The following is a 21,682-nucleotide window of genomic DNA, read 5'->3' as shown; positions in this document are numbered from 1 at the left end:
AGCGGGGTGATGTACTTGATTCGCGTCTTTGATACCTGCGGCGAGGTGCAGTCAATCCACATCGACAGCGACTCGCCTGCCAGCGCGGCCGCGATGGCACGCTCGCGCGGGCTGCGAGTCGTATCGATCCGGCTCGCCTCCGGCGCGAAGCGCGGGGCCGGCCGTTGGATGACGTTACAGATAGCGAAATTCGACGTCGAGTTGTTTGCAAGAGAACTCGCTGCTTTGCTCGACGCCGGTGTCGGTGTGATCGACGCCTTGCGCACGCTGGGCGGCAATGAGCGTCGCGATATCTCGGGGAAAATCTATCGGCAGTTGCTGCGGCAACTGGATGAGGGCCATTCGTTGTCCACCGCGCTCGAGCGTACGGATCACATCTTTCCGACTGTCCTGATTGCCTGCGTAAAGGCCAGCGAACAAACCGGCGGCCTTGCCGAAAGCCTGAAGCGATATTCGCGCAATAGCGCCACGTTGCGCGAATTGCGTTCCCGGGTGGTCTCTGCGGCGATCTATCCGTGCGTCCTGATGGTCGTCGGGCTGGCGGTCGTCTTGTTCCTCCTGGGATTTGTTGTCCCGCGCTTCGCGAACCTGCTCGAGAACAGCGGCCGCGAGCTTCCCCTGTTGTCGCGATGGCTGATGGCCTGGGGCGGGCTAGTGCACTCACACGGGTCTTCGCTGGCAACGGGCTTCGCGGTATTGCTACTGGGATTGATCATCGTAATGCGACGGCAGGGCGTGCGCGACTGGATTGCTGATCGCATTCTTGCGATGCCTGGCATCGGGCTTTATTTCCGTATCTATCGCCAGTCGCAATTCTTCAGAACCTCGGCGATGCTGGTCGATGGTGGCATCCCGGTGGTCCAGGCATTCGATCTCGCCCGTGACCTGATCGGCCGCAACGATCGCGTGGCGCTCGCCGCGGCAATGAATGCCATCCGCAATGGCGGAAAGATGTCCGACGCATTCCAGGTTTGCGGGCTGGCAAGCGCGATTACGTATCGTCTGTTGACCGTCGCCGAGAAGACCGGCAGCCTTGGCCCCGTTCTCGACAAGATCGCCGGATTCCAGGAGGCAAAGGTGTCGCGGGCCATCGACGTGATCTCCCGAATGATCGAACCGATGATGATGGTCTTCATCGGCATTGTCATAGGCGGCATTGTCGTCCTGATGTATCTGCCGATTTTTGAAATAGCCTCCAGCATCCAGTAGGTACACCATGGACCCGATCGGCGCGAACGAGGAACGAGGGAGCGTTAAGTTCCGGGCCACCCTGCGCGAACTCGGCGAGCGCCACGGCTCGGGGATTCGAGCCGTAGAAGCGCTGTTCGCACAACTGCCAATGGGTGCCGACGAGGTTCTCGGGCGGCTGGCGGAAGCGTTCCGGATGACCCCGATCAGTATCCGGGAGCTCCATCAACTCGAGCCCGAATTCGAAGTTCTTCCCTTCGTCGAGGCGGCGACCAGACTGTGCGTGTGCTTCCGGCAGGGAACTGGCCTGCTGTTCGTGGTCGCCGATCCGCTGGACACCCAGACCCGTAGCTGTGTCGATCAGCGCATGCGTGCACGCCCAACGGTGCACTACGGTTGGGCGCTGGCCAGTGTTGGCGACCTGACTGCATACCTGGCAGCGCGTGAAAAGGATGTACGTGCACTGGACACGCTCGCCTTCGATGACCCGATACAGCGCACCAATGATCCGTCCGCACTGGCCCTGACCTTACAGGGCATCAGCAACGACGACAGCGCGGTAGTGCGCCTGCTCAATTCGACGATCTACGACGCATTGAAAATGAAGGCCAGCGATATTCACCTTGAATGCAGGGCGAACGGGCTGGTGATCAAATGCCGTGTGGACGGCGTGCTGACTGTGGTCGGCCGGGCGGAAGGACGTAGTGTCGCCGACCAGGTGCTATCGCGTGTCAAGGTAATCTCCGAGCTCGATATCGCCGAGCGGCGGGTGCCGCAGGACGGGCGCTTCAAGGCGCAGTACGCCGGGCGAGATATCGATTTCCGTGTGTCGATCATGCCGAACCTGTTCGGTGAGGATGCGGTTCTGCGTATTCTCGATCGCTATCAATTATCGCAGGCGGCGGGTGGACTGACGCTCGAGGCGCTCGGCTTTCACGAGTCCGACACGCGCTTTATGCGTTCAGTCGCATTGATGCCGTACGGCATGCTGCTCGTGACGGGGCCTACCGGCAGCGGCAAGACCACCACCCTTTACGCAATCCTGACCGAGATTAACGACGGCCTGGACAAGATCGTGACGATTGAGGACCCGGTCGAGTACCAGTTGGGCGATATCCTCCAGATCCCGGTGAACGAGGCCAAGGGCCTGACGTTTGCGCGCGGGTTGCGTTCGATCCTGCGACACGATCCCGACAAGATCATGGTCGGCGAAATTCGCGATCCCGAGACCGCGCAGATCGCCGTGCAAGCGGCGCTCACCGGGCATCAGGTCTTTACAACCGTGCACGCGAACAATGTGTTCGATGTCATTGGCCGGTTCACGAATATGGACGTCGATCCCTACAGCTTTGTTTCGGCTCTGAATGGCGTGGTGGCGCAACGCCTGGTTCGCCAATGCTGCGCGGATTGCGCGATCGAAGAAACGGGCGACCCGGATGCGCTGGTGCGTGCCGGGATCGATCCCGATTCGGTAACAGGCTTTCGCTTCCGCCGGGGTCTCGGCTGCGCCTCCTGCCGTGGCTCCGGATACCGCGGGCGGCGTGCCATCGCAGAAGCATTGCGGATGAACGATGAACTGCGCGAACTGCTGTCGGAGCGGGCGCCGCTTAGCCGCATCAAGAGCGCCGCGTTCCGCTACGGGATGGAGACCCTGCGCACCGCCGCGGTCCGCCTGATGGCGAAGGGTGAAACGACCCTCGAGGAGATCAATCGTGTCACGATCGTCGAATGACGTCCTCGCAATCGGACTTGCCACCTGCGCCGTAGCGGTTGGGCTGCGCCCCACCAGGCTGCAGCTCCTGCGCCGCCTGGCACAGCGTGCCCGGCCCGGGGTGCGGGCTGCCGGCGCGCTGCCCCCTCTGGCTCCGGCCATCCTGCACGCCAGCATCGCGATGGCTGAAGAACAGTGCTTCTCCGAACAAGGTGCGCTGGAGGTCCTCCGTCAGGCCTTCACGGAGGAGCCAGGCGTTCCTGAGCGTGCGACGAGAGCGAAGCGGCGTGCATTCATCGTGCTGGACGATTTTTGGGCCAATCACGCGATCCTGCGGGGCGACTTCCGCACCATGCGCACGCGGGAGGTGGAAGACATCGCCCGAAGCTATTTCGCCGAGACGTTCGGACTGGATGGCGATGCCATAGTGATCCGCGCCGTCATGCAAAGGGGCGGCAGGGCGCTGTTCGCAAGCGCGCTATCGCGATCGCTGCACGACGGCATCCGCGATGTCAGCGCAGCGGCTGGTGTGGAGGTGCAAAGCCTGATGCTTGGGCTGCCGCAGATGATGAATCGAGTGCGGCATGCCGTCAACGGCAGCACATCGATGTTAGTGGTAGTGGCCGAAACGATACTGCACGCCGTGCTGATGGACCGTAACCGCTGGGTGGCCTACGGCGCGCATCGGCTGTTTGCCGAGGATGTCGGCGATGCGCTGCGGCTTGCGACCATCACCGAGCAAGTATTCGAACGACTTTCGACTACGCGGCGAGAGGACTACACGATCTATCTGGKCGGACTTGAGGTCGATCCGTCGGCGTTCGAACAACGATACGCCGCCGTACACCGCCTGCAGGATATCGTGTCGGACGCATCGGCCCCGCTGCGCTTGATGGGGTTCGCGCTATGATGCCGCTGCTCAAGGTCGATTTCAGCCGCCGCCCGGCAACTGTGGCACCGAGCGGTGTCGTGCTGCTGATTGTGGCGGCAGTGATGCTGCTGCTTGGCGCCCAAGGGCTATGGCGGGCGTATCAAGACAATGACCGTGCTCGAACCCGGTTCGAGCTAGCCGCGCGCGAAGACACCTCCAGGAAACGCCCTCCCAAGGCCGCCCCAACGCCTGCCGCCAAATTGGCGGAAAAGCAGGGCGAGGCGATCCTGCGCGAACTCACTGTGCCGTGGCAGAGCCTTCTGTCAATCGTGGAGGATTATCCTGCCCACGATGTCGCGCTGATCGGCATCGATCAAAGTCCTGCTCAGAGTCAGATTCGCATCACGGCCGAAGCCAAGGATTCCGAGGGAATGATCGCCTACCTGAAGTATCTGCAGGGCAGCGTGCTCCTGCACGAGGCGGTATTGAGCGGTCATCTGATCGAGACCAACGTGCCGGGGACGCCGGTGCGCTTCCAGATCGTAGCCGTGTGGAGAAAGCCATGAAAACCCGCCGGCTGGCCGACTTGCTGCTGACGCTGCATTTCGAGCTGCGGCGCAGTCTAGGCGTGCCGGGTCTTCTCGGCGCGCTGGCGTTAGCCGCGGCCGCCCTCACATGGACCGCGATTCCCACCGTAGACGCGCAGACGAAAGGCTTGCTGGAGAACGCACGGCAGGCGGGCACGGCGAAAGCACGGCATCCAGACGACGCTGGCCGGGCGGCGGCCGAAGTGAATTCCCTGGCCAAGCTGCCGGCCCTGTTCTCGACCTTCGCCGAGAGCGGGAACGACATTGCGGTGATTTTCGCGCAGGCGCGGGAGAGTCATCTGACGCTGGGTTCTGCGCAGTATCAAATCGCCACCGAGGCGGGGGCACGATTCACGCACTATCAGGTTCTATTTCCGGTCAAGGACCAGTACGGCACGATTCGCCGTTTTGTTGCATCCGTTCTCAACAGCGTACCAAACGCCGCGCTTCAGGAGATCCATGTCGAACGGCCGGCGGTGGACGGCAATGTTCTGGAGGCCCGCATCCGCTTCGATCTGATCTATAGGACGAACCTGCCATGAATAGCGCTCTCGCCAAGCGAATGCTGATCGCCAGCGTGGGCCTGGCGACCGCCGTATTGACATACTGGGACCTGGCGCCAAGGAACCACGCGCTGAACGTAGTCTCCGCCATCAGGGCGGCCTATGGGCGCAGCATTCCGACAAGGACAGGCATCACGCCGGCTGCCCCTTCGGCTTCAACTCCGGTGGCCGCGCGGCGGGCGCCGGCAGCGGCGAGCGAAATTACGGCGAACACGGTTGCCGAGATAGCGCCGCGCGAGCGGCTTGCGTCGTTGCGTGCCCCGCTGTCGCCAGATACTGCCCACGATCCATTCACCGTATCGTCATGGCTTCCCCCCCCTCCGCCACCAGCGCCGCCGCCTGCGGCTGCGCCTCCCCCGGCACCCACGGCGCCGCCGTTGCCGTTTGCCTACGTGGGCGCGCTAGGTGCGGATGCTTCGAAGGAGCAGGTGTTCCTGAGCAGCGGCGACCGCTTGTTGATCGTCTCGCTGGGCGATGTGATTGACGGGCAATACCGTCTTGAGTCGATCACGGCAACAGGAGTGGCCTTTACCTATTTGCCGCTTAATGTGAAACAGGTCATGTCCACCCAGGGCGAAGGAAAGTAAATGAACTCCCCGCGCAGATTGGGCACAGCCTGCAGAGTAGACCACTGCAATGCTCCCCTCAGGTCGATGGCCGCGTCAGATTGCGCGGCTCCTCCCGCGTCTGATGCCAGCTGCCATACGTGCGGAATCGGCGCGGTTCTGATAGCGATGGTGCTCGGTGGCTGCGCGGCAGATCCAGGAGCGCTGCATAAGGCGAGTCTTCGTCAGCCCACCAATGCGGAGACGCAGCTGAACTACATGCACGAACGCAACGGTCAGATCAACGCGATTCTGGATGAGGTGGATCGGCTGCGGGCCAGCTTCCAGTTCCATGAAGCCCTCCTGAAGCTCGGTGAGGCGAGCAAGATCGATCCCACTAGCGAGCGAGTGCGCAAGCTGGGTGCGGCGCTCCAGATCGATATCCGCGACCTCGTCATCCTGGCGGAGGTCGAACGGATGCTTCAACGCGGCTCGTATGACAGTGCGGCAGAACGCGTTCGTGACGTGCTTGCGGAGAATCCGACCAATGTGCAGGCGCAGCAGATGAAGAAGTTTATCGAAGACAAACGGCGGCAGCTGCGAGCCGCGAGAGAGGAAAAGAGCGCGGCCGCATCGATCATGCGTACGCCGGTGACGTTGCAGTTTCGCGATGCGAACGTGCGGATGGTCTTTGAGGCACTGTCGCGCACGTCGGGGCTGAATGTCATTTTTGACCGTGATGTGCGCACTGACCTCAAGACGACGATTTTCGTGACCAACGCCGCGATCGAGGACGCGGTCAACCTGATCTTGTTGCAGAACCAGCTCGACAAGAAGGTCTTGAATGCAAACACGCTCTTCATCTACCCAGCCACGCCAAACAAGCAACTCGAGTATCAGGAGCTGAAGGTCCGAACCTTCCAGTTGTCGAACATCGACACAAAGCAGGTTCAGGCATTGTTGAAGAGCCTGCTGAAGATCAAGGAAATCGTGATCGACGAACACGCCAACACCTTGTCGATCCGCGGCACGCCGGACACCATCCGGCTCGCGGAACAGCTGATCGCCGCACAGGACCTTCCCGAACCGGAGGTCATGCTGGAGGTTCAGGTCCTGGAGGTGTCTCACGAGCGCTTGACGGACCTGGGGATTGCGTGGCCAAACAGCTTCACGATGTCCACGCCAAGTACGGCGTCGACATGGGGAGCGCTGCATACGCTGCCCATCAACCAGATGTTGGTCAGCGGGCTGTCGGCAACCGCCAACTTCAAGCTTAGCGATACCGACGCGAACCTGCTTGCCAGTCCGCGCATCCGCACACGCAACAAGGAAAAGGCAAGGATCCTGATTGGCGACAAGGTGCCGGTGATATCCAGCTCGAGCACCCCGAGTACCAGTGGTCCCTCCTATGCGCAATCCATCCAATACCTGGATGTCGGCATCAAGCTTGAGGTTGAACCGCAGGTCTATCGGGATGACGATGTCGGCATCAAGCTCAATCTCGAGGTCAGCAACATTACGAAGACGATATCGAGCAGCAACGCACAGACTGGCCTCAGCTCGCTGGCCTACCAGATTGGCACACGCAGCGCATCGACCAGCCTGCGTCTTAAGGACGGCGAGACGCAGATTCTTGGCGGCCTGATTGCGGATGCCGATCGCACTACGGCGGACAAGGTGCCCGGGTTGGGCCAGTTGCCGGTTCTCGGGCGTTTGTTCTCGGATCACAACGGCGACCACGTCAAGACGGAGATCGTATTGCTGATCACCCCACACATCATCCGCCCTCAGCGCGTCGCGGATGCCGACACGCGTGAAGTCTGGTCGGGCACGGACGCCAATGTGCGCATCGAACAATTGCGTCTCGATCCCACCAGTGCCGCGGTGCCATCCGAAGCCGCTCCGAGCGCGCCGGTCAAGCCAGGAAGGGTTGGCGGAGGCACCGTTGCACCCGTCGCACCCGTTGCGCCAGTAGCCCCCGTCGCGCCGGCGAGCGTCGAAGGCGCCGCCGTTGGCGGCGCACCTGCGCCCGCACCCCTTGCGGCTCCCCCGAGAGGCTCGCTGGGACAGGCTCCCGCCGTGCCGCGGACGATCCCGCCACCCGATCCGTACGCGGGACGGTTCCCGGCACTCCAGGCCGCGCCACCGCCTGCTGCGCCGCCGGCCAATGCGAACGCCGCGACGCCGGATGCGGCCGTCACGCCGGTTCCTATGCCAGCGCCGGTCCCCGCGACGACGCTTGCCCCCGCCCCCGTGCCGCCGCCGATCCTGAAGATGCCGCCGAACGATATGTCGAGCGACAACCCGCTCTATCCGATCCCCACCGGAACGCATTGACCCATGACGCCCCCGACCCAGTCAGCGCATCGCCGCCGCCGCTGGATACTTTATGGTCGCGGTTTCACATTAATGGAGCTGGTTGTGACACTGGCGCTGGTCGGCATTATCGCGCTGGCGATCCTGCCCTTCTCGGAGATGGTGGTGCAACGTGAAAAGGAACAGGAGTTGAGGCTGGCGCTGCGGCAGATTCGTACTGCGCTGGACGCCTACAAGGAAGCCAGCGACTTCGGATCGATCGAGAGGGAAATCGGGGCCTCCGGCTATCCGCCGACATTGACCGTGCTGGTGACTGGTGTCAAGGACGCCAAGGATCCGAAGGAGGGGCTTCTGATGTTCCTGCGCAGTGTGCCGCGCGATCCGTTCTTCAGTGGGGACGCCGAGACGCCGGCGGAGGAAACCTGGAATTTGCGCGCTTATGGCAGTGTCGAGAGCAGTCCGCAAGGCGGCAACGATGTTTTTGACGTGTCATCCAGAGCCGACCGCAAGGGCATCAACGGCATTCCCTACAAAGAATGGTGAGGCGCATGATGAAGCCCGCTCGCGGCCATAGGTCCCATGGATTTACCTTGATCGAACTGGTGGTCGTGATGGCGATCATCGGTCTGCTGCTGACGATTGCACTACCGCGCTTCCTTCGCAGTATCGATCGCGGCAAAGAGCAGGTCCAGCGGCAGAACCTTGCCGTGATGCGGGATGCAATCGATAAATATTTCGGTGACAACGGTCAATATCCGGAGAACCTGGACGAACTGGTGCTAAAGCGCTATCTGCGCAGTGTCCCCGTAGATCCAGTCACAGGCGGAACCGCCTGGACGGTCATTGCTTCGCCCGATACCGACAAGGCCGGCGTCTATGACGTAGCGCCTGCCAGCGAAGCGGCGGCGGTTCCGATCGCCACCGAGGCACCGGCAAAATGAGCCGCGCCCGCTGCGTGCGTCTATGCGGGCGGCGTGCCCAGGGCAGCGGCGCCCATGGCCTGGTATTGCTGTCACTGTTGATCGCCCTGATCCTTGCTTCGATAGCCCTGCTAGGCGCGCTCGACGTCTGGGCGCTGCAAAGGCAACGACTGCAGGAAGAGGAGTTGCTATTCGTCGGGAACCAGTACCGGCTGGCGATTCAACGCTACTACCAGGCGGGACGGACGCTGCCGGCGTCGGTCGACGATCTGCTGGAGGATAAGCGCTTCCCCGTGCCGCTACATCATCTGCGGCGGGCTTACCCGGACCCGATCACCGGCAAGAACGACTGGCTGTTCCTCCACGACGGCGACCGCATCTACGGTGTCCATAGCAGCTCCGCCGCGCCGACGGTCAAACACGCAAATTTCCCCAGGCGATACGCGGATTTCGCTAATGCGAAAACCTATGGCGAGTGGCAATTCTATTATCTGCCACCGGGTCGCCGAAGCCGCGCGAGCAATGATCTTCCGAGTACGCAAAAGGCGACCGGGCAGACCGATCCCGGGGCCCGACGCGCAGGCGGGAACAACGTGTCCCCATTCAGTCCCAATGGGCGGCCTAGATGATGTCGCCTGGTGCAAGAGAGCCATCGATGGTTTGCCCTACCGCATCTGTAGGGTGTTGACCCATGCAATCCTTGATCGGCGTTCTCCACAATATAAGCGTGGAGAGAGAGCCGAAGGTGGTGAGTTCCCCGGATCTGGATGGTGGCCAGGGACCACCGCGCTTTTCCCTTCATCACAGTGGGGACCAGGTCCAGGGAGTTTGCAAAGGATCGGGTATTGGGCTCTACCGGCGCCGATGGCGCGGTCGCATTGATGAGAGATGATCGGCAGCGAAAGGTGTGGTTGCCGCGGGCGTGGAAATTGATGCCCTACGGGAATCGCGCTGGCTGACCCGCAGGAAGGAGGTTATATGTTTAGTACTCGCATATATCGCGGCGGCGTGTCGGCGCTGATTTTGCTGCTGTTCGCTTTACCCGCGATGGCCCAGTCATTTCGGGTTCAATGCCCTGAAGAAACGCCGCTTCATCCAAAGTCGGCCGCGGGTGCGGTCAGCGATGGAATCAAGTGTCAGCAGATCTCGGGCGGTGACGGCTACGCAACGATGGGTGACGGCACGCAGACCTATATGTTCTCCTTTGGTCCATTGTCGGGCCTTGTCGACATCAAGAATGGCCTCCCGGGCACGCAGAAGGCGTCCGTGTTTCGCACGCCCACAGATAGTGATCCGAATGGCGCGGTCGGCCTCGTCCCGGATCCGGATGCTGGCGGCGCGATCACGGGCCACGTCGATCCACGGCCGATCATGGATGTCGGCGTGATGAACGGCAACATACCGGCCCCCACCATGGCAATCGATGAGGACGACGAATTCTTCCTCACCCTGACGAACGTCGGCATGATCATGCGCCCCGACTTGTTCGAGCAACACACGGTGCACTTCCACGGCTATCCGAACGCCTCCTCGTTCTACGACGGGGTGCCGGATGCCTCCGTCGCCATCAACATCGGCGGCAGCTTCACTTACTACTACCTGGCCCCGGATGCGGGAACCTACTTCTGGCACTGCCACATCACCCCGCCGGAGCACCTCCAGATGGGCATGGTGGGTCAGATCTATGTACGGCCACGCCAAAACCGCGTCCCTGCCGGGGCGTCGCTGTATGCCGCGTTGAAAGACCAGCAGAACGATCCGCGCACGAAGTGCGGCGTCGACATTCTATGTTCGACGCCGCTGCCGGCAAAGGACAAGGGTGCTACGCACGACCTCAACAAGAGTAATTCACCGACCCTGTATGCCTACAACGACGGCGATGGCTCGACCGCCTACGACGTGGAGTATCCGATCCAGATCCATGGTTTCGACCCGAACTTTCACTTCGTCGGCATGACCTTCAACCCGGAGCCCTTTACTGACATGAAGGACAAGTACTTCCTGTTGAATGGGCGGAGCTATCCGGACACGGTGACGTCGGGGGCGATGAGTACGCAGGCGGCGGATGGCTCCTCGCATTTTTCGCAGCCTCTGCCGACGCTGATCAACATCCCGCTTGGCGGCAAGGCGCTGCTGCGGATTTCGGATCTCGATGTGAGCGAGTTCCAGACGCTGGCTTCGCTCGGCATCCCGATGCACGTGATCGGTGTCAACGCACGGTTGTTGCGCGACATGTCGGGGAGCAACCTTGCGTATGACACGAACTCAATCACGCTGGGCGGCGGTGAATCGATCGATGTGATCCTGGACGCAAGCGATACGAACCGGTACACGGCGGGCTCGACGTATTACCTGTACACGCCGAACCTGGACCACCTTTCGAATGACGCCGAGAACTTCGGTGGCTTGATGACCGAGGTACACATCTGCAGTGCGGTGGACCCGGCTACCAAGGTCTGCACCAACTAGTGGGAGAAGAGCCGTGGGCCACATCATCAGAAACACGTGGATCGCGGGCCTCGCGGGGCTCGCGGCTGCTGTCCTCGCGGCGCTGCTCTGCATGCCGGCGCAAGCCGCCGCGCCGGGCATTACCGGGACAAGTTTCGATCTGACTGCCGAGGCGGCCCGTATCAGCCAGCCCGATGGATCGAGCATCTATTCGTGGGGCTATGGCTGCCGGACTGGTGGCACTGCGCCGGCCGGCTTTTCGCCGGCGGCCATCCCTGGCGCCGCCTGTCCGAGCATGCAGATACCGGGGCCGACGCTGATCGTCAGAAAGGGCGATACCGTGACCGTGAAGCTTACGAACAACCTGCCGGTCGCCGCAGGCAATACCTCGATTCTTTTTCCCGGGTTCCAGGTCACGACGTCGAACGGCGTGCCGGGCCTGCTCACGAGGGAGGCCGCGAACGGCGGGTCGGTCACCTACAGCTTCGTCGCAACGACGGAGGGCACTCATGGTTACTACAGCGGCACGCAGGGCGACCTGCAGATAGAGATGGGACTGTATGGCGCCATCCTTGTTTTGCCGAGCACCACACCGGCTGTCTGCCGTGCCGTCGGCAGCAAGCTGCCGGACGGACAGACTGACTTCCGCAACGCTGCGGCAGCCTACAACAACAGCGCAGCGTGCTACGACCGCGAGTACCTGTTCCAGTTCTCCGAGATGGATCCCCGCATCCATTCCCAGGCGGAACAGCAGGTCGGCACGGCGGCCGGGAAGGCGTGCAAACGGCCAACCGGCTGTATGACCGTCGAGACCGAGCCCTACCATCCGGCTTACTTCATGATCAATGGCCGCTCGATGCCCGACGACATGGATCCGAATTATGCGGTGCAATATCCGCACCAGCCGTACAACGGCAATCCGCACATGCATCCAGGTGAACTCGTGCTGCTGAGAATCATAGGTACCGGCCGCTGGCAGCATCCGTTCCATGAGCACGGCAATCATGTGCGGGTGCTGGCGCGCGACGGGAATCTGATGCTGAGTCAGACCGACAATGCCTCGCCCGCCGGGCCACTGCTGTTCACCACCACGACCACGCCCGGCATGGCGATGGACGGCATCTTCTACTGGACAGGCAAGGGTCTTAATTGGGACGTGTATGGCCATGTCGACGGCGGCCTGTACACCGACCCGGCGTTCCCTGCATACCTCGGCAAGCCGGTAGTCTGCACCCCGGACGCAAACGGCTACTACACGGCCGACCCGATGGCGCCGAACTACTACGAGTGGTGCCAGGATCATAACAAGGCTCTCGAGACCCATGCGTTCGGCCAGGTCGGCAGCGGCGGTCCTGTAACGCTGCCCGATGCGAACATCCTGACGAACGGTACTTGGTATGGCGGCAGTCCATATCTAGGGCCCGATGCGACGGTCCGTGCTGTCGGCCCTACAGGTACTACGCCGCCCTCGGGCACGGTCGCGAACCCCCCGACGAGCGAAGCCGGGTTCGCCTTCATGTGGCACTCGCACAATGAGCGTGAGATCACCACGAACAATATCTTCCCGGGCGGGATGATGATGATGATGCTTGTCGATCCACAAGCCTTCATGATTAACGAAGCCAATTAGAGGCCAGGGGAAACGCGATGAGATCCAACCAGTTCAAGGCGAGCTTCTTCGACCTGGTCAAGACAGGCCTCGCTGCATCGATTCTCTTCATGGCGAGTTGCGTGTCCTGCGCGCAGAGCGTTAACCTGACCGCGAGTGCCACCAGCACCACGCTTCCCGACGGACAAGTTGTGCCGATGTGGGGCTACACCTGCACTGGCCCCGCCACGGGCGCGACCTGCACGGGCTTGAACCCGAATGCCGGAACGGGCTGGTCGCCAGTGGTGATTACCGTCCCGCCCGGCGACCTGACGATCAACCTCACGAACAAGCTGCCGGTTCCCCCGGGAGCCACCACGGGCATACCCACGTCGCTGGTGATCGTGGGTCAATTGGGCGGTGGTCTGGGCGCCAAGCCAACGACAGCGCCGAGCCCGCTCCATGCCGTCCAGAGCGTGACCTGGCCGATCGCGGGGGACAGCAGTGGCGCCACCTTCGTTCCGCCCAATCAGACGGCCCGTGTCCAGTCCTTTGCAACCGAGGTGACGACCGGAAGCGGAAGCTCGACGCCGCTGATCTGGAGGAATCTCAAGCCCGGTACTTACCTGATCGAATCGGGAACCCACCCCTCCATCCAGGGCCCGATGGGTCTCTATGGCGTGCTGGTGGTCACAACCGCTCCCAAAGTGCCCGCGCCGGGCACAGCCTATACGGGCGTGACCTACAATGCGGACGTCCCGCTGATGTTCAGCGAAATTGATGCCGCGCAAAATGCTGCCGTGGATGCAGCGGTGAAGGCTGCGGGCTTCAGCGAGACCTCCGCCCGCGTTCTCAGGGATTCGGTCAGTTCCATATCGTTGGCACTCGACTCCGCCGGTAACCCTGTCGGCGGTACCGGCTACACGGGCGGCGAGACCATCGCATTCTCTGGCGGCGGCTCTTCAGTGGCGGCGACGGCTCATGTCACCGGTGTGTCCGGCGGCGCGATCACCTCCATCCAGGTCGACAGCGGCGGCACGGGCTACTATTCAGCTCCCGACGCCACGGTAGTGAGAACGCCTGGCTCGACGGGCACCGACGCAATGCTCGCGGTGGCATTGTCTTCGAAGGGCATTCTTTGCAGCGATGGCGCCGCCGCGTGCTATCCGCCCGCCGTCAACTACGACCCGCGCTACTACCTGATCAATGGCGTCGCCTTTGACAGGACCAAGGCAGCGAACTCGCTGTTCGCGACCACCCCTGTTACCGCCACTGGCACTGTCCTGGTGCGCTTTGTGAACGCTGGCCTGCGCATGCACGTACCGTCCATCGTGGGGGCGCAAACCACCGATAGCAGCTCAGGTACGCCAAAGGTTGCCTCCGGGCTGTCGCTGGTCGCAGAAGACGGCAACCTCCTGCCCGGGAACCGCCGGATCCAGAATGAAGTCTTCCTGGCAGCGGGCAAAACATACGATGTATTGATCAATGCGCCAGTACCCGTGGCGCCTGCGACCGCGCCTGCAGCCCTTGCGGTGTTTGACCGCCAGTTGAGCCTGTCCACCAACAATCAGCGCGATGGGGGCATGCTGGCCTATATCGGGGCCAACGGCGCTGCGCCACCCGCCAGCGGAGTGACTGCGAAGGCTAACAATGACTCCTACTTCCTGGTTCCGGGCAGCAGCAACCTGACCATCACGGACCCCGCCAAGGGTGTGATCGCCAACGATATTGGTGTCTACGGCGTCCAGATCCTGACAGCACCGAAGAATGGCGGCACGGTCACCTTGAACACTGACGGTACATTTAGCTATGCTGCGCCGAATTCCGGTGCGACGTCCGACAGCTTCACGTATAAGGCGAACGGCAACCCCAGTATTGTGGCGACCGTAACGTTGGCCGCATGTACTGGCAATTGCAAGGGCGCCCGGCCGACGGCCACCGACGACAGTTTCACCAGTAACATCTCGTCCAGGCTGCAGATCGGCGCACCTGGCGTGTTGGCGAACGACAGGGATCCTTCAGGATTTCCGCTAACTGCCTCACTGGTCCCCGGCAGTGTTTCTGGCGGCACGATTACGCTGAATGCGGACGGTTCGTTCACGGCAGTACCCACAGCCGCCAGCATGACCTTCAAATATTCGGCGGTGAATTCACAGAAGACGCAGAGCGGCCCCGCGAAGGTGACAGTGGCGTTCAAGCCGGGCAGTGGCCTTGTCGTCAATGTATTTGACGGGCCGAGCAAGCAGCCGGGGGCGAAGCCGGTTCAGATCACAGACTACCGCTGGATCATAGAGGAAGACCGCACCTTCCAGGTAGACCCTGCATGCCAGGTGAACGCTGCCAAGCGGCCAGCCAATTGTCCGCCTCTGCCGGTGCCCAGCCTGGGGACCAGTTTCCATACCAGCTACATGCCGGTAATCGCCGCAGGCTGCGTCGGCACGGTCGCTTGCGAGGGGGGGCAGACGGTCTTCGACCCGGCGAGCAATTCGCACATGCCCGCCGTATGCGACATCGGCAACGGCGTTTGTCGCACGGACGCTGCGCAGCAGGCCCCGGTCGACCCGAGGGACGTAGCGCTCGACCCAACCAAGCACTACTACATATCGATCTTGCCCGGCGATGCTGGCAATTCATTCTCCGCCGGCGCGGGCGGCCCCCAACCGGTCGATCCCGCCAACCCCAGTGGGCCGAAGAGACCGTTCAGTATTGCCAAGGACTGCCCGTCCGGGCCCGGTGGCACGGATTTCACCGCGGGAACAGGAAGCTGTGGCCACGGCATGGGCGGCGCACCGATCGCGCCTGCGCAGAAAGCGGTCAACGTGCTCCTGCAGCAAACGCCACTGCAGACGGCGAAGGTCTCAGTGTTCGTGTTCGAGGATGACGCCCCTCTCAATGGCGAGGTGGACGTCAGCGGGGGAACCGACGCCTTTGGGACGGCCCGGGAGCCGGGACTGGGAGGCTTTGAGATCAAGCTCTTCGATGACGCTGGCGGCACGGGTGATCCGACCGGACAGATGACTTACGACATGTTCAACATGCCGCTTTCCAATTCCTTGCAGGGGATGATCGATCCGGTCACGCACCTGAATGCGTGCCCGATTTCGCCATCGTCGAAATCGGCGAACGACGGACTGCTCGGCATGATTCCAACCTGCCCGAAATACGAGTCAGATGGCAAGACACTCTCGCCCCTGGTCGGCCAGGCCGTCATTGCCAACCTGATGCCCGGCAGATACGGCGTGGTCGCCACACCGGCTGCCGACAGAATTGCCAAGGGAGAGGAGTGGCTGCAGACGAATACGCTCGACGGACAGAAGGCCCATGACGCCTTCATCAAGGTAGGGGGGCCCACGTACTTTCAGGAGTTTGGGCCCGCGGGATTCCACGTCTCCGTAGGCTTCGCGAACGCGAAAATCATCAATGCGCGCAGGACCGATGGGAAGTCTGGGCTATGCGACATTAAAGGAGCCTCGTGCCTGAATACGGTCAAGGGCAGAATCACCAACCTGCATTACAGCCGCCCACCCAACCAGCATCTTTACAGCAGCGGTTCGCGTGATTCCCTGGCTTTCACGCAGTGCTATGTGAGCCTGGGGGATCCGGACGGCGAGGATATTGCATTCACCAAATGCAATGACAAGGGTGAGTTCAAATTTACCGGTATTCCCGATGGCAATTGGAGATTGACGGTCCTCGATCAGTGGAACGACCAGATCGTCGACGGCCTTGCCACGGCAGTACGACTGGGACCCGATGCAAGGAATGTCGATGTCAAAGACCTTGCGGTCCTGCAATGGCACACGAACCTCTACACCCGGAGCTTCATCGACCTGAACCATGACGGTGTGTCGCAAGACGGCGAGCCTGGTCTGACGCTGGTTCCGACCAATATACGCTTCCGCGATGGCAGCTATTCGAATTTCAACAATACCGACCTCAACGGCTACGCTGCGTTCAACGAGGTGTTCCCGCTGTTCAACTGGTATGTGGTTGAAGCCGATACGACCCGCTTCAAGCAGACGGGTGTGCACGTGGTCTACGACGCCGGCGGTCCGCCGGATGGCACGGCAATGGGCGGAGGTAGTTCAAACATTGCGGCAAACTTTGCCAATACAAAGGAATCGGCTACCGCCCATCTCCCGAACAACTTGCGGGTGCCGGGGGCGTTGTATTGCGACAATGCGGACTGCACCGGTACTAATGGCCCGAACATCAGCAACCCTTCGACCGGCCGGATTGATCCCCCGTGGGTGACCACCCTGGGCTGGCAGGGCTTCTCTGGCCAGAGTTCGTTCATCGAGTTCGGCAAGGCGCCGTTCGCCAAGAATGAGAACGGCGGCATCAAGGGTGAGGTAATTTACGCCTCGACGCGGCCATTCGATGATCCCGCGCTGCTGATCCATACAAGTTGGACGCCCAACGTGCCGAACGTGACTGTCAACCTGTATCAGGAGGGCACTGCGCCGGATGGAACACCGAGCTTGACGCTGGTGGACACTACCACGACCAGCAGCTGGGATGACTGGGCGCAGGGCTTCCGTTCCGACGGCGTGCCCAATATGAACTGTCCGGGCCAGGAAACTTCCGATCCCTACTTCTTTACATTGAAGAACAGCACCCAGTGGCTCGATACGAAAAATCGTGCCCTGCCGGCAAATTCCCGGTTCAAGTGCTACGACGGCATGCACATGTTCAATCAGCTGCAGCCGGCACCTTACGATGGGATGTACCAATTCCCCAGCGTGACGAGCCGCAATCCGAAGACAGGGAAGCAAAGCGGTACCAACTGCAAGATCTGCGGGCGGAATTCCGAGGATGACGGAGGCGAGGACGGCGGAATTCCCATGCTGCCCCCAGGCAAGTATGTAGTCGAAGTGGTCGTGCCCCCCGGCTACGAACTGGTGAAGGAGGAAGACAAGAACATTCTGATCGGCGACAACTACATTGCGCCGGTTACGCAGCAGTTCCCCGGCCTGGGCAACATCTTCATCCTGCCCGACCAGGCGGCGGTCAATGCCTTCTATAACCCCAACAATCCGCAGAACCCGACCACGGATCTGGGATCCACGCCCCGGCACGAGGGCGACACCGGCAGTGTCGAAACCTTCTGGCCTTGCGTCGGTGCCTTGCGCATCGTCCCCGACTACCTCAGCCTGTTTCCAGGCGCGCAGGAAGTGGCGCCGTTCGCGGGTGCGTCGCGGCATCTGTGCGACCGCAAGGAAGTCACGCTCACGGATCAGATGACCGTGCTGGCGAAGTTCTGGGTGTTCAGTTCAACGCACGTCGCCGCGCACTTCACCGGCTTCATGCTGGACGACTTCTCTTCGGAATTCGACCCGTATTCGCCGCAATTCGGCGAGAAGTTCGCCGTGCCCAACTTGCCGGTATCGATGAAAGATTTTGCCGGCAACGAAGTCGCCCGCGTGTATGCCGACCAGTGGGGAATCTTCAATGGCTTGAATTACTCCACCTGGGAAGTCAACCCGCCCAATCCGACTGGCTATGCGCCGACGATGATGGTCGCGTGCATGAACGACCCGGATATGCCGGACCCGGCGCATCCTGGACAGACGATCAAGGATCCTCTGTACAACCCGGCTTACAGCCAGTTCTGCTACGAGATCCCATTCATGCCGGGACAGACCCAGTACATGGACACGCCGGTGGTGCCGGTCCAGGCTTTCGCGGATGGATATAACCAGCCTGACTGCGCTTACCCGGATGCCACGCCGGCGATCTCGACGGTAACCGGCGATGCCAGCAACGGCGGCGCGGGCCCCTGGGTCCGTGCTGCGGGCAACCTCTTGACGATCAACGCTTTGGGCGACCAGCAAGTGCCAAACCATGCCTATAGTGGACCGGGGGCGAGCAAGCCCCCATACAACCAGAAGTTGATCCAGCGCCACTATGGTTTCGGGAGCCAGTGCACCAGCGTGGGCGGTAGCTGCGCTGCGGCTTCCAGCGTAATGATCGGCGGCGTACCTGCGCCGATCCAATCGTGGAGCGACAAGACGATCACGGTCACCGTACCTGCGTTGCCGTCTTCGGATCACGGGGAACTGGTGATCACGGCCGGTAACGGCAGGAAGTCCGTCGACACGGTCACCGTTACCATCGGCGGCAATGCGCCGACCTACGTCGCCGGAGAGAACGCAACGGGCAACGCCATCCAGGCCGCGATCGACAACGCCACCCCAGGTGACCTCATCATCGTGGGCCCAGGTGTCTACAAGGAGATGCTGCTGATGTGGAAGCCGGTCCGGCTGCAGGGCGTTGGCGCTGCCGCGGTGACGGTCAATGCCAATACCCACCCCTCGGGCAAGATGGATCCATGGCGCGCGCAGGTGAGCTGCCTGTTTGGCGTGTCACGCAACGGTGGTGCGATTTCGTCGACGAACCCCTTCGATCCGACGAATACCTACAACTGCCCCTCGACCATGCAACGTCGGATCGACCCGATACCACTTGAGCCAACCGTCGGATGGGACAATACGCTCAACGGTAATCTGGGAGAGCTTCTGATAGAGCCCACACTGATGGGTGCCTACGAAGGCGCGGCGATTACGGTTCTGGGGAAAGGCGTGCAAGACGTCAACGGACAGGCCGACCCCAACTGCACCGCAAATGGCATCTGCGTGCCGCTGACGGCAAGTGCGACGGATTGCGCAAACAATCCCAGCAACTTCCTCTGCAACCCATCGCGCATCGATGGCATCACCTTCACCAACAGCTCTCAAGGCGGCGGTGGCATCTTCCTGCACGGCTGGAACCACAACATGGAGGTCTCCAACAACCGCGTCTTCGGCAATGCAGGCACGCTCACGGGGGGCATCACGGTTGGCCAGGTGGAGGTCCCGGACGGGACCATCGGTGGCGCGGACGGTGTGACCCAAATTCCGTTCGGCTATAACACGAACGTGAACGTGCATCATAACTCGGTCACTTCCAACGCTTCCTACGGCGACGAAATCAATTCGACCACGCCTTCGTCGGCCGGCGGTGTGACCTTCTGTTCGGGTGCGGACAACTACCGCTTCAACTACAACTGGGTGTGCGGCAATATGAGTAGCGGTGACGGCGGCGGCGTCGCCCACTTTGGGTTCAGCGCGAACGGCGAGATCTCGCACAACCTGGTGCTCTTCAACCAGAGCAACAACCCCACGCTACCCACCTACGGCGGTGGCATTATCGCCCAAGGTGTGCCGCCGGATGGCACCTTCTGCGAGAACCAGACGGTCGACCTTGACTGCGCGCCGCAGCTTTCCGACGGCGCGGGCCCTGGCCTGAAGATCGATGGCAATCTCATCATCGGCAACACAGCGGAGAGTGGCAAGGGCGGTGGGCTGCGGCTGCAGATGATCAATGGCACCGATGTGCAACGCAGCCCCAACGATTGGACGAAGTGGTACCAGGTCCTCGTCACCAACAACATCATCGCGAATAACGTCGCTGGCTGGGCGGGCGGGGGTGTATCGATCCAGGATGCGGTGGCAGTCAACTTCATCAACAACACAGTCGTATCCAACGATGCGACCGCGTCGGCCGGCGTACTCTTCAACACGCCCGCAGCCACTCAGGCCAACGTACCGCCGCCGACGAACTGCACCACGGTGGGCGCGGAGACGACTTGCGATCCGATCACGACTTCGACCTACCAGCCGGCCGGCCTGGAGACGGCGCGCCACACGCCCAACTTCATCGCCGTGTTCAGCAATGCGGGCGTTACTTGTCCAGGAGGAACCTCGGCCTGTACGACGTTCTCGAACCCGGTGCTGTCCAATGACCTATTCTGGCAGAACCGCTCGTTCTACATCACGGTGGGTGACCTCAATCCGTCGATACCGGGCTTGCAGAACACTGTGAAGCTGAACCCGACGCTGAACCAGTCCAGGAAAACGACGGGCTATTGCGATCCCAAGGCTGTCTACTGGGACATCGGTGCCTTTGGCGACTCTGGACCGGGCACGCATGAGTCGGGCTTGACGCTCAAGCCGCAATTCTCGATCCTGACCAACGCCGGCGATTACCAGGGGGCAAGCAACCTGGGTTCCAACCCTGCGGTTGTCAGTCAGTACTGCAATGGCTCGCGTGTGCCGCCGGAAGGTGGTGGGGTTGGATTCGCCGTGCCTCCGGGTATCGCGGATACGGTCCTGCCCAACCCGCTCTTCGGCCTGATGCCGACGGCTACCCCGGATGAAGGCAACCAGTGGATCAATATGTCCTACGGACCGCTCTCCCTGGCCAATGYGAGCATCTCGTCTGGCAGCCCAGGCTACAACGTACCGCTTGGCAACTACGCCATCACGTCGGGTTCGCCCGCAATCGATACCGCCACCGATGCGGGCGCCCCGAAGTACGACTTTTTCGGTACCACTCGGCCGCAAGGAGGCAAGTTCGATGTCGGCGCCGTTGAGTTCGTAGCCAGCGCCGCGTCCAGCGCGACCCTGACGCCGCTCACGCGGGACTTTGGCAGCGTCGAACGGGGCGAGGCGGGACAGGTTTATGTCTTCACGCTGAAGAACACGGGCAGCGTACCGCTGACAAGCATTGCGAGCCCGGTGATCACGGTGGACAAGACGAACTACTTCATCGTTCCACAGCAGACGACGTGCGGCACCGTCAATCCGACCGCGGCGAACAGGGTCACTAGCCTGGCTCCGAACGGCACCTGTGCCATCGCCGTGCAATTCAGGCCTCCCGGCGCGGATGCAGCGAATTCCGCGCAGAACGGCACGCTTAGTATCACCGATGGGGCCGGTACGCAGACGTCGACCTTGACGGGAGTGGCAGCCCGTTGAATGCGTCCAGTTCGAAGCTAGAGAGGAAGGGGGCGCGGCATCTGCCGCCACCCCCGAGTCAAACAACCAGGACCAGGTGGCCGCCAGGGTGAAGGACGCGTATGTCCAGTCATGCAAGGAACTTACCGGGGATCGCGGTGCTGCTCG

General features: G+C 61.8%; 13 protein-coding genes. All 13 read left to right on the top strand.

The window, feature by feature from the left end; genetic code table 11:
* Positions 1-6: 6 nt before the first annotated feature.
* The 13 genes from AC1DQ3_RS22380 (at position 7) to AC1DQ3_RS22320 (ending at position 21,535) form a co-directional block, all read left to right on the top strand.
* Entirely contained in the window at positions 7-1,209 is a 1,203-nt protein-coding gene (locus AC1DQ3_RS22380) for a type II secretion system F family protein (protein ID WP_477122341.1), read from the top strand.
* Positions 1,210-1,216: 7 nt separating this feature from the next.
* A complete protein-coding gene (locus AC1DQ3_RS22375; protein WP_477122340.1) occupies positions 1,217-2,920 on the top strand; it encodes a GspE/PulE family protein in 1,704 nt (567 codons plus the stop codon).
* Positions 2,921-3,080: 160 nt separating this feature from the next.
* Positions 3,081-3,809 (top strand): hypothetical protein, encoded by a 729-nt coding sequence (locus tag AC1DQ3_RS22370; protein WP_477122339.1) that lies wholly within the window; start codon positions 3,081-3,083, stop codon positions 3,807-3,809.
* Positions 3,806-4,336: a hypothetical protein gene (locus AC1DQ3_RS22365; protein ID WP_477122338.1), complete on the top strand. Its 531-nt coding sequence runs from the start codon at positions 3,806-3,808 to the stop codon at positions 4,334-4,336. Before AC1DQ3_RS22370 ends, AC1DQ3_RS22365 begins: the two co-directional genes overlap by 4 nt.
* Positions 4,333-4,899: a hypothetical protein gene (locus AC1DQ3_RS22360; protein ID WP_477122337.1), complete on the top strand. Its 567-nt coding sequence runs from the start codon at positions 4,333-4,335 to the stop codon at positions 4,897-4,899. The genes AC1DQ3_RS22365 and AC1DQ3_RS22360 overlap by 4 nt, the downstream gene beginning before the upstream one ends.
* On the top strand, positions 4,896-5,507 hold the full coding sequence (locus AC1DQ3_RS22355; RefSeq protein ID WP_477122336.1) for a hypothetical protein: 612 nt from the start codon (positions 4,896-4,898) through the stop codon (positions 5,505-5,507). The genes AC1DQ3_RS22360 and AC1DQ3_RS22355 overlap by 4 nt, the downstream gene beginning before the upstream one ends.
* A 237-nt stretch (positions 5,508-5,744) precedes the next feature.
* Positions 5,745-7,802, top strand: a complete 2,058-nt coding sequence (locus tag AC1DQ3_RS22350; protein ID WP_477122335.1) for a secretin N-terminal domain-containing protein — start codon at positions 5,745-5,747, stop codon at positions 7,800-7,802.
* Between the two features lie 3 nt (positions 7,803-7,805).
* On the top strand, positions 7,806-8,324 hold the full coding sequence (locus tag AC1DQ3_RS22345; protein ID WP_477122334.1) for a type II secretion system protein: 519 nt from the start codon (positions 7,806-7,808) through the stop codon (positions 8,322-8,324).
* 8 nt (positions 8,325-8,332) lie between these two features.
* Complete coding sequence (locus AC1DQ3_RS22340; protein ID WP_477122381.1) at positions 8,333-8,722, top strand: type IV pilin protein; 390 nt, start codon at positions 8,333-8,335, stop codon at positions 8,720-8,722.
* A 65-nt stretch (positions 8,723-8,787) separates the two neighbouring features.
* A complete protein-coding gene (locus tag AC1DQ3_RS22335) occupies positions 8,788-9,330 on the top strand; it encodes a type II secretion system protein (protein ID WP_477122380.1) in 543 nt (180 codons plus the stop codon).
* Positions 9,331-9,679: 349 nt separating this feature from the next.
* On the top strand, positions 9,680-11,170 hold the full coding sequence (locus tag AC1DQ3_RS22330; protein WP_477122333.1) for a multicopper oxidase domain-containing protein: 1,491 nt from the start codon (positions 9,680-9,682) through the stop codon (positions 11,168-11,170).
* A 13-nt stretch (positions 11,171-11,183) separates the two neighbouring features.
* Positions 11,184-12,779 carry a multicopper oxidase domain-containing protein gene (locus tag AC1DQ3_RS22325; protein ID WP_477122332.1) on the top strand — a complete coding sequence of 532 codons (1,596 nt, stop codon included), beginning with the start codon at positions 11,184-11,186 and terminating at the stop codon, positions 12,777-12,779.
* A 17-nt stretch (positions 12,780-12,796) separates the two neighbouring features.
* The gene (locus tag AC1DQ3_RS22320) at positions 12,797-21,535 is read left to right on the top strand and encodes a choice-of-anchor Q domain-containing protein (protein ID WP_477122331.1); all 8,739 of its coding nucleotides are present in this window, start codon (positions 12,797-12,799) and stop codon (positions 21,533-21,535) included.
* Positions 21,536-21,682 lie beyond the last annotated feature (147 nt).

The sequence above is a fragment of the Cupriavidus sp. 01T418 genome (assembly GCF_056398885.1).
This window is presented reverse-complemented; position numbering and strand designations above follow the sequence as displayed.

Excerpts from the sequence above, each read along its gene's own strand:
- AC1DQ3_RS22330 (WP_477122333.1), top strand. The coding sequence starts at position 9,680 with ATGTTTAGTACTCGCATATATCGCGGCGGCGTGTCGGCGCTGATTTTG.
- AC1DQ3_RS22375 (WP_477122340.1), top strand. The coding sequence starts at position 1,217 with ATGGACCCGATCGGCGCGAACGAGGAACGAGGGAGCGTTAAGTTCCGG.
- AC1DQ3_RS22365 (WP_477122338.1), top strand. The coding sequence starts at position 3,806 with ATGATGCCGCTGCTCAAGGTCGATTTCAGCCGCCGCCCGGCAACTGTG.
- AC1DQ3_RS22350 (WP_477122335.1), top strand. The coding sequence starts at position 5,745 with ATGCACGAACGCAACGGTCAGATCAACGCGATTCTGGATGAGGTGGAT.
- AC1DQ3_RS22345 (WP_477122334.1), top strand. The coding sequence starts at position 7,806 with ATGACGCCCCCGACCCAGTCAGCGCATCGCCGCCGCCGCTGGATACTT.
- AC1DQ3_RS22340 (WP_477122381.1), top strand. The coding sequence starts at position 8,333 with ATGAAGCCCGCTCGCGGCCATAGGTCCCATGGATTTACCTTGATCGAA.
- AC1DQ3_RS22355 (WP_477122336.1), top strand. The coding sequence starts at position 4,896 with ATGAATAGCGCTCTCGCCAAGCGAATGCTGATCGCCAGCGTGGGCCTG.
- AC1DQ3_RS22360 (WP_477122337.1), top strand. The coding sequence starts at position 4,333 with ATGAAAACCCGCCGGCTGGCCGACTTGCTGCTGACGCTGCATTTCGAG.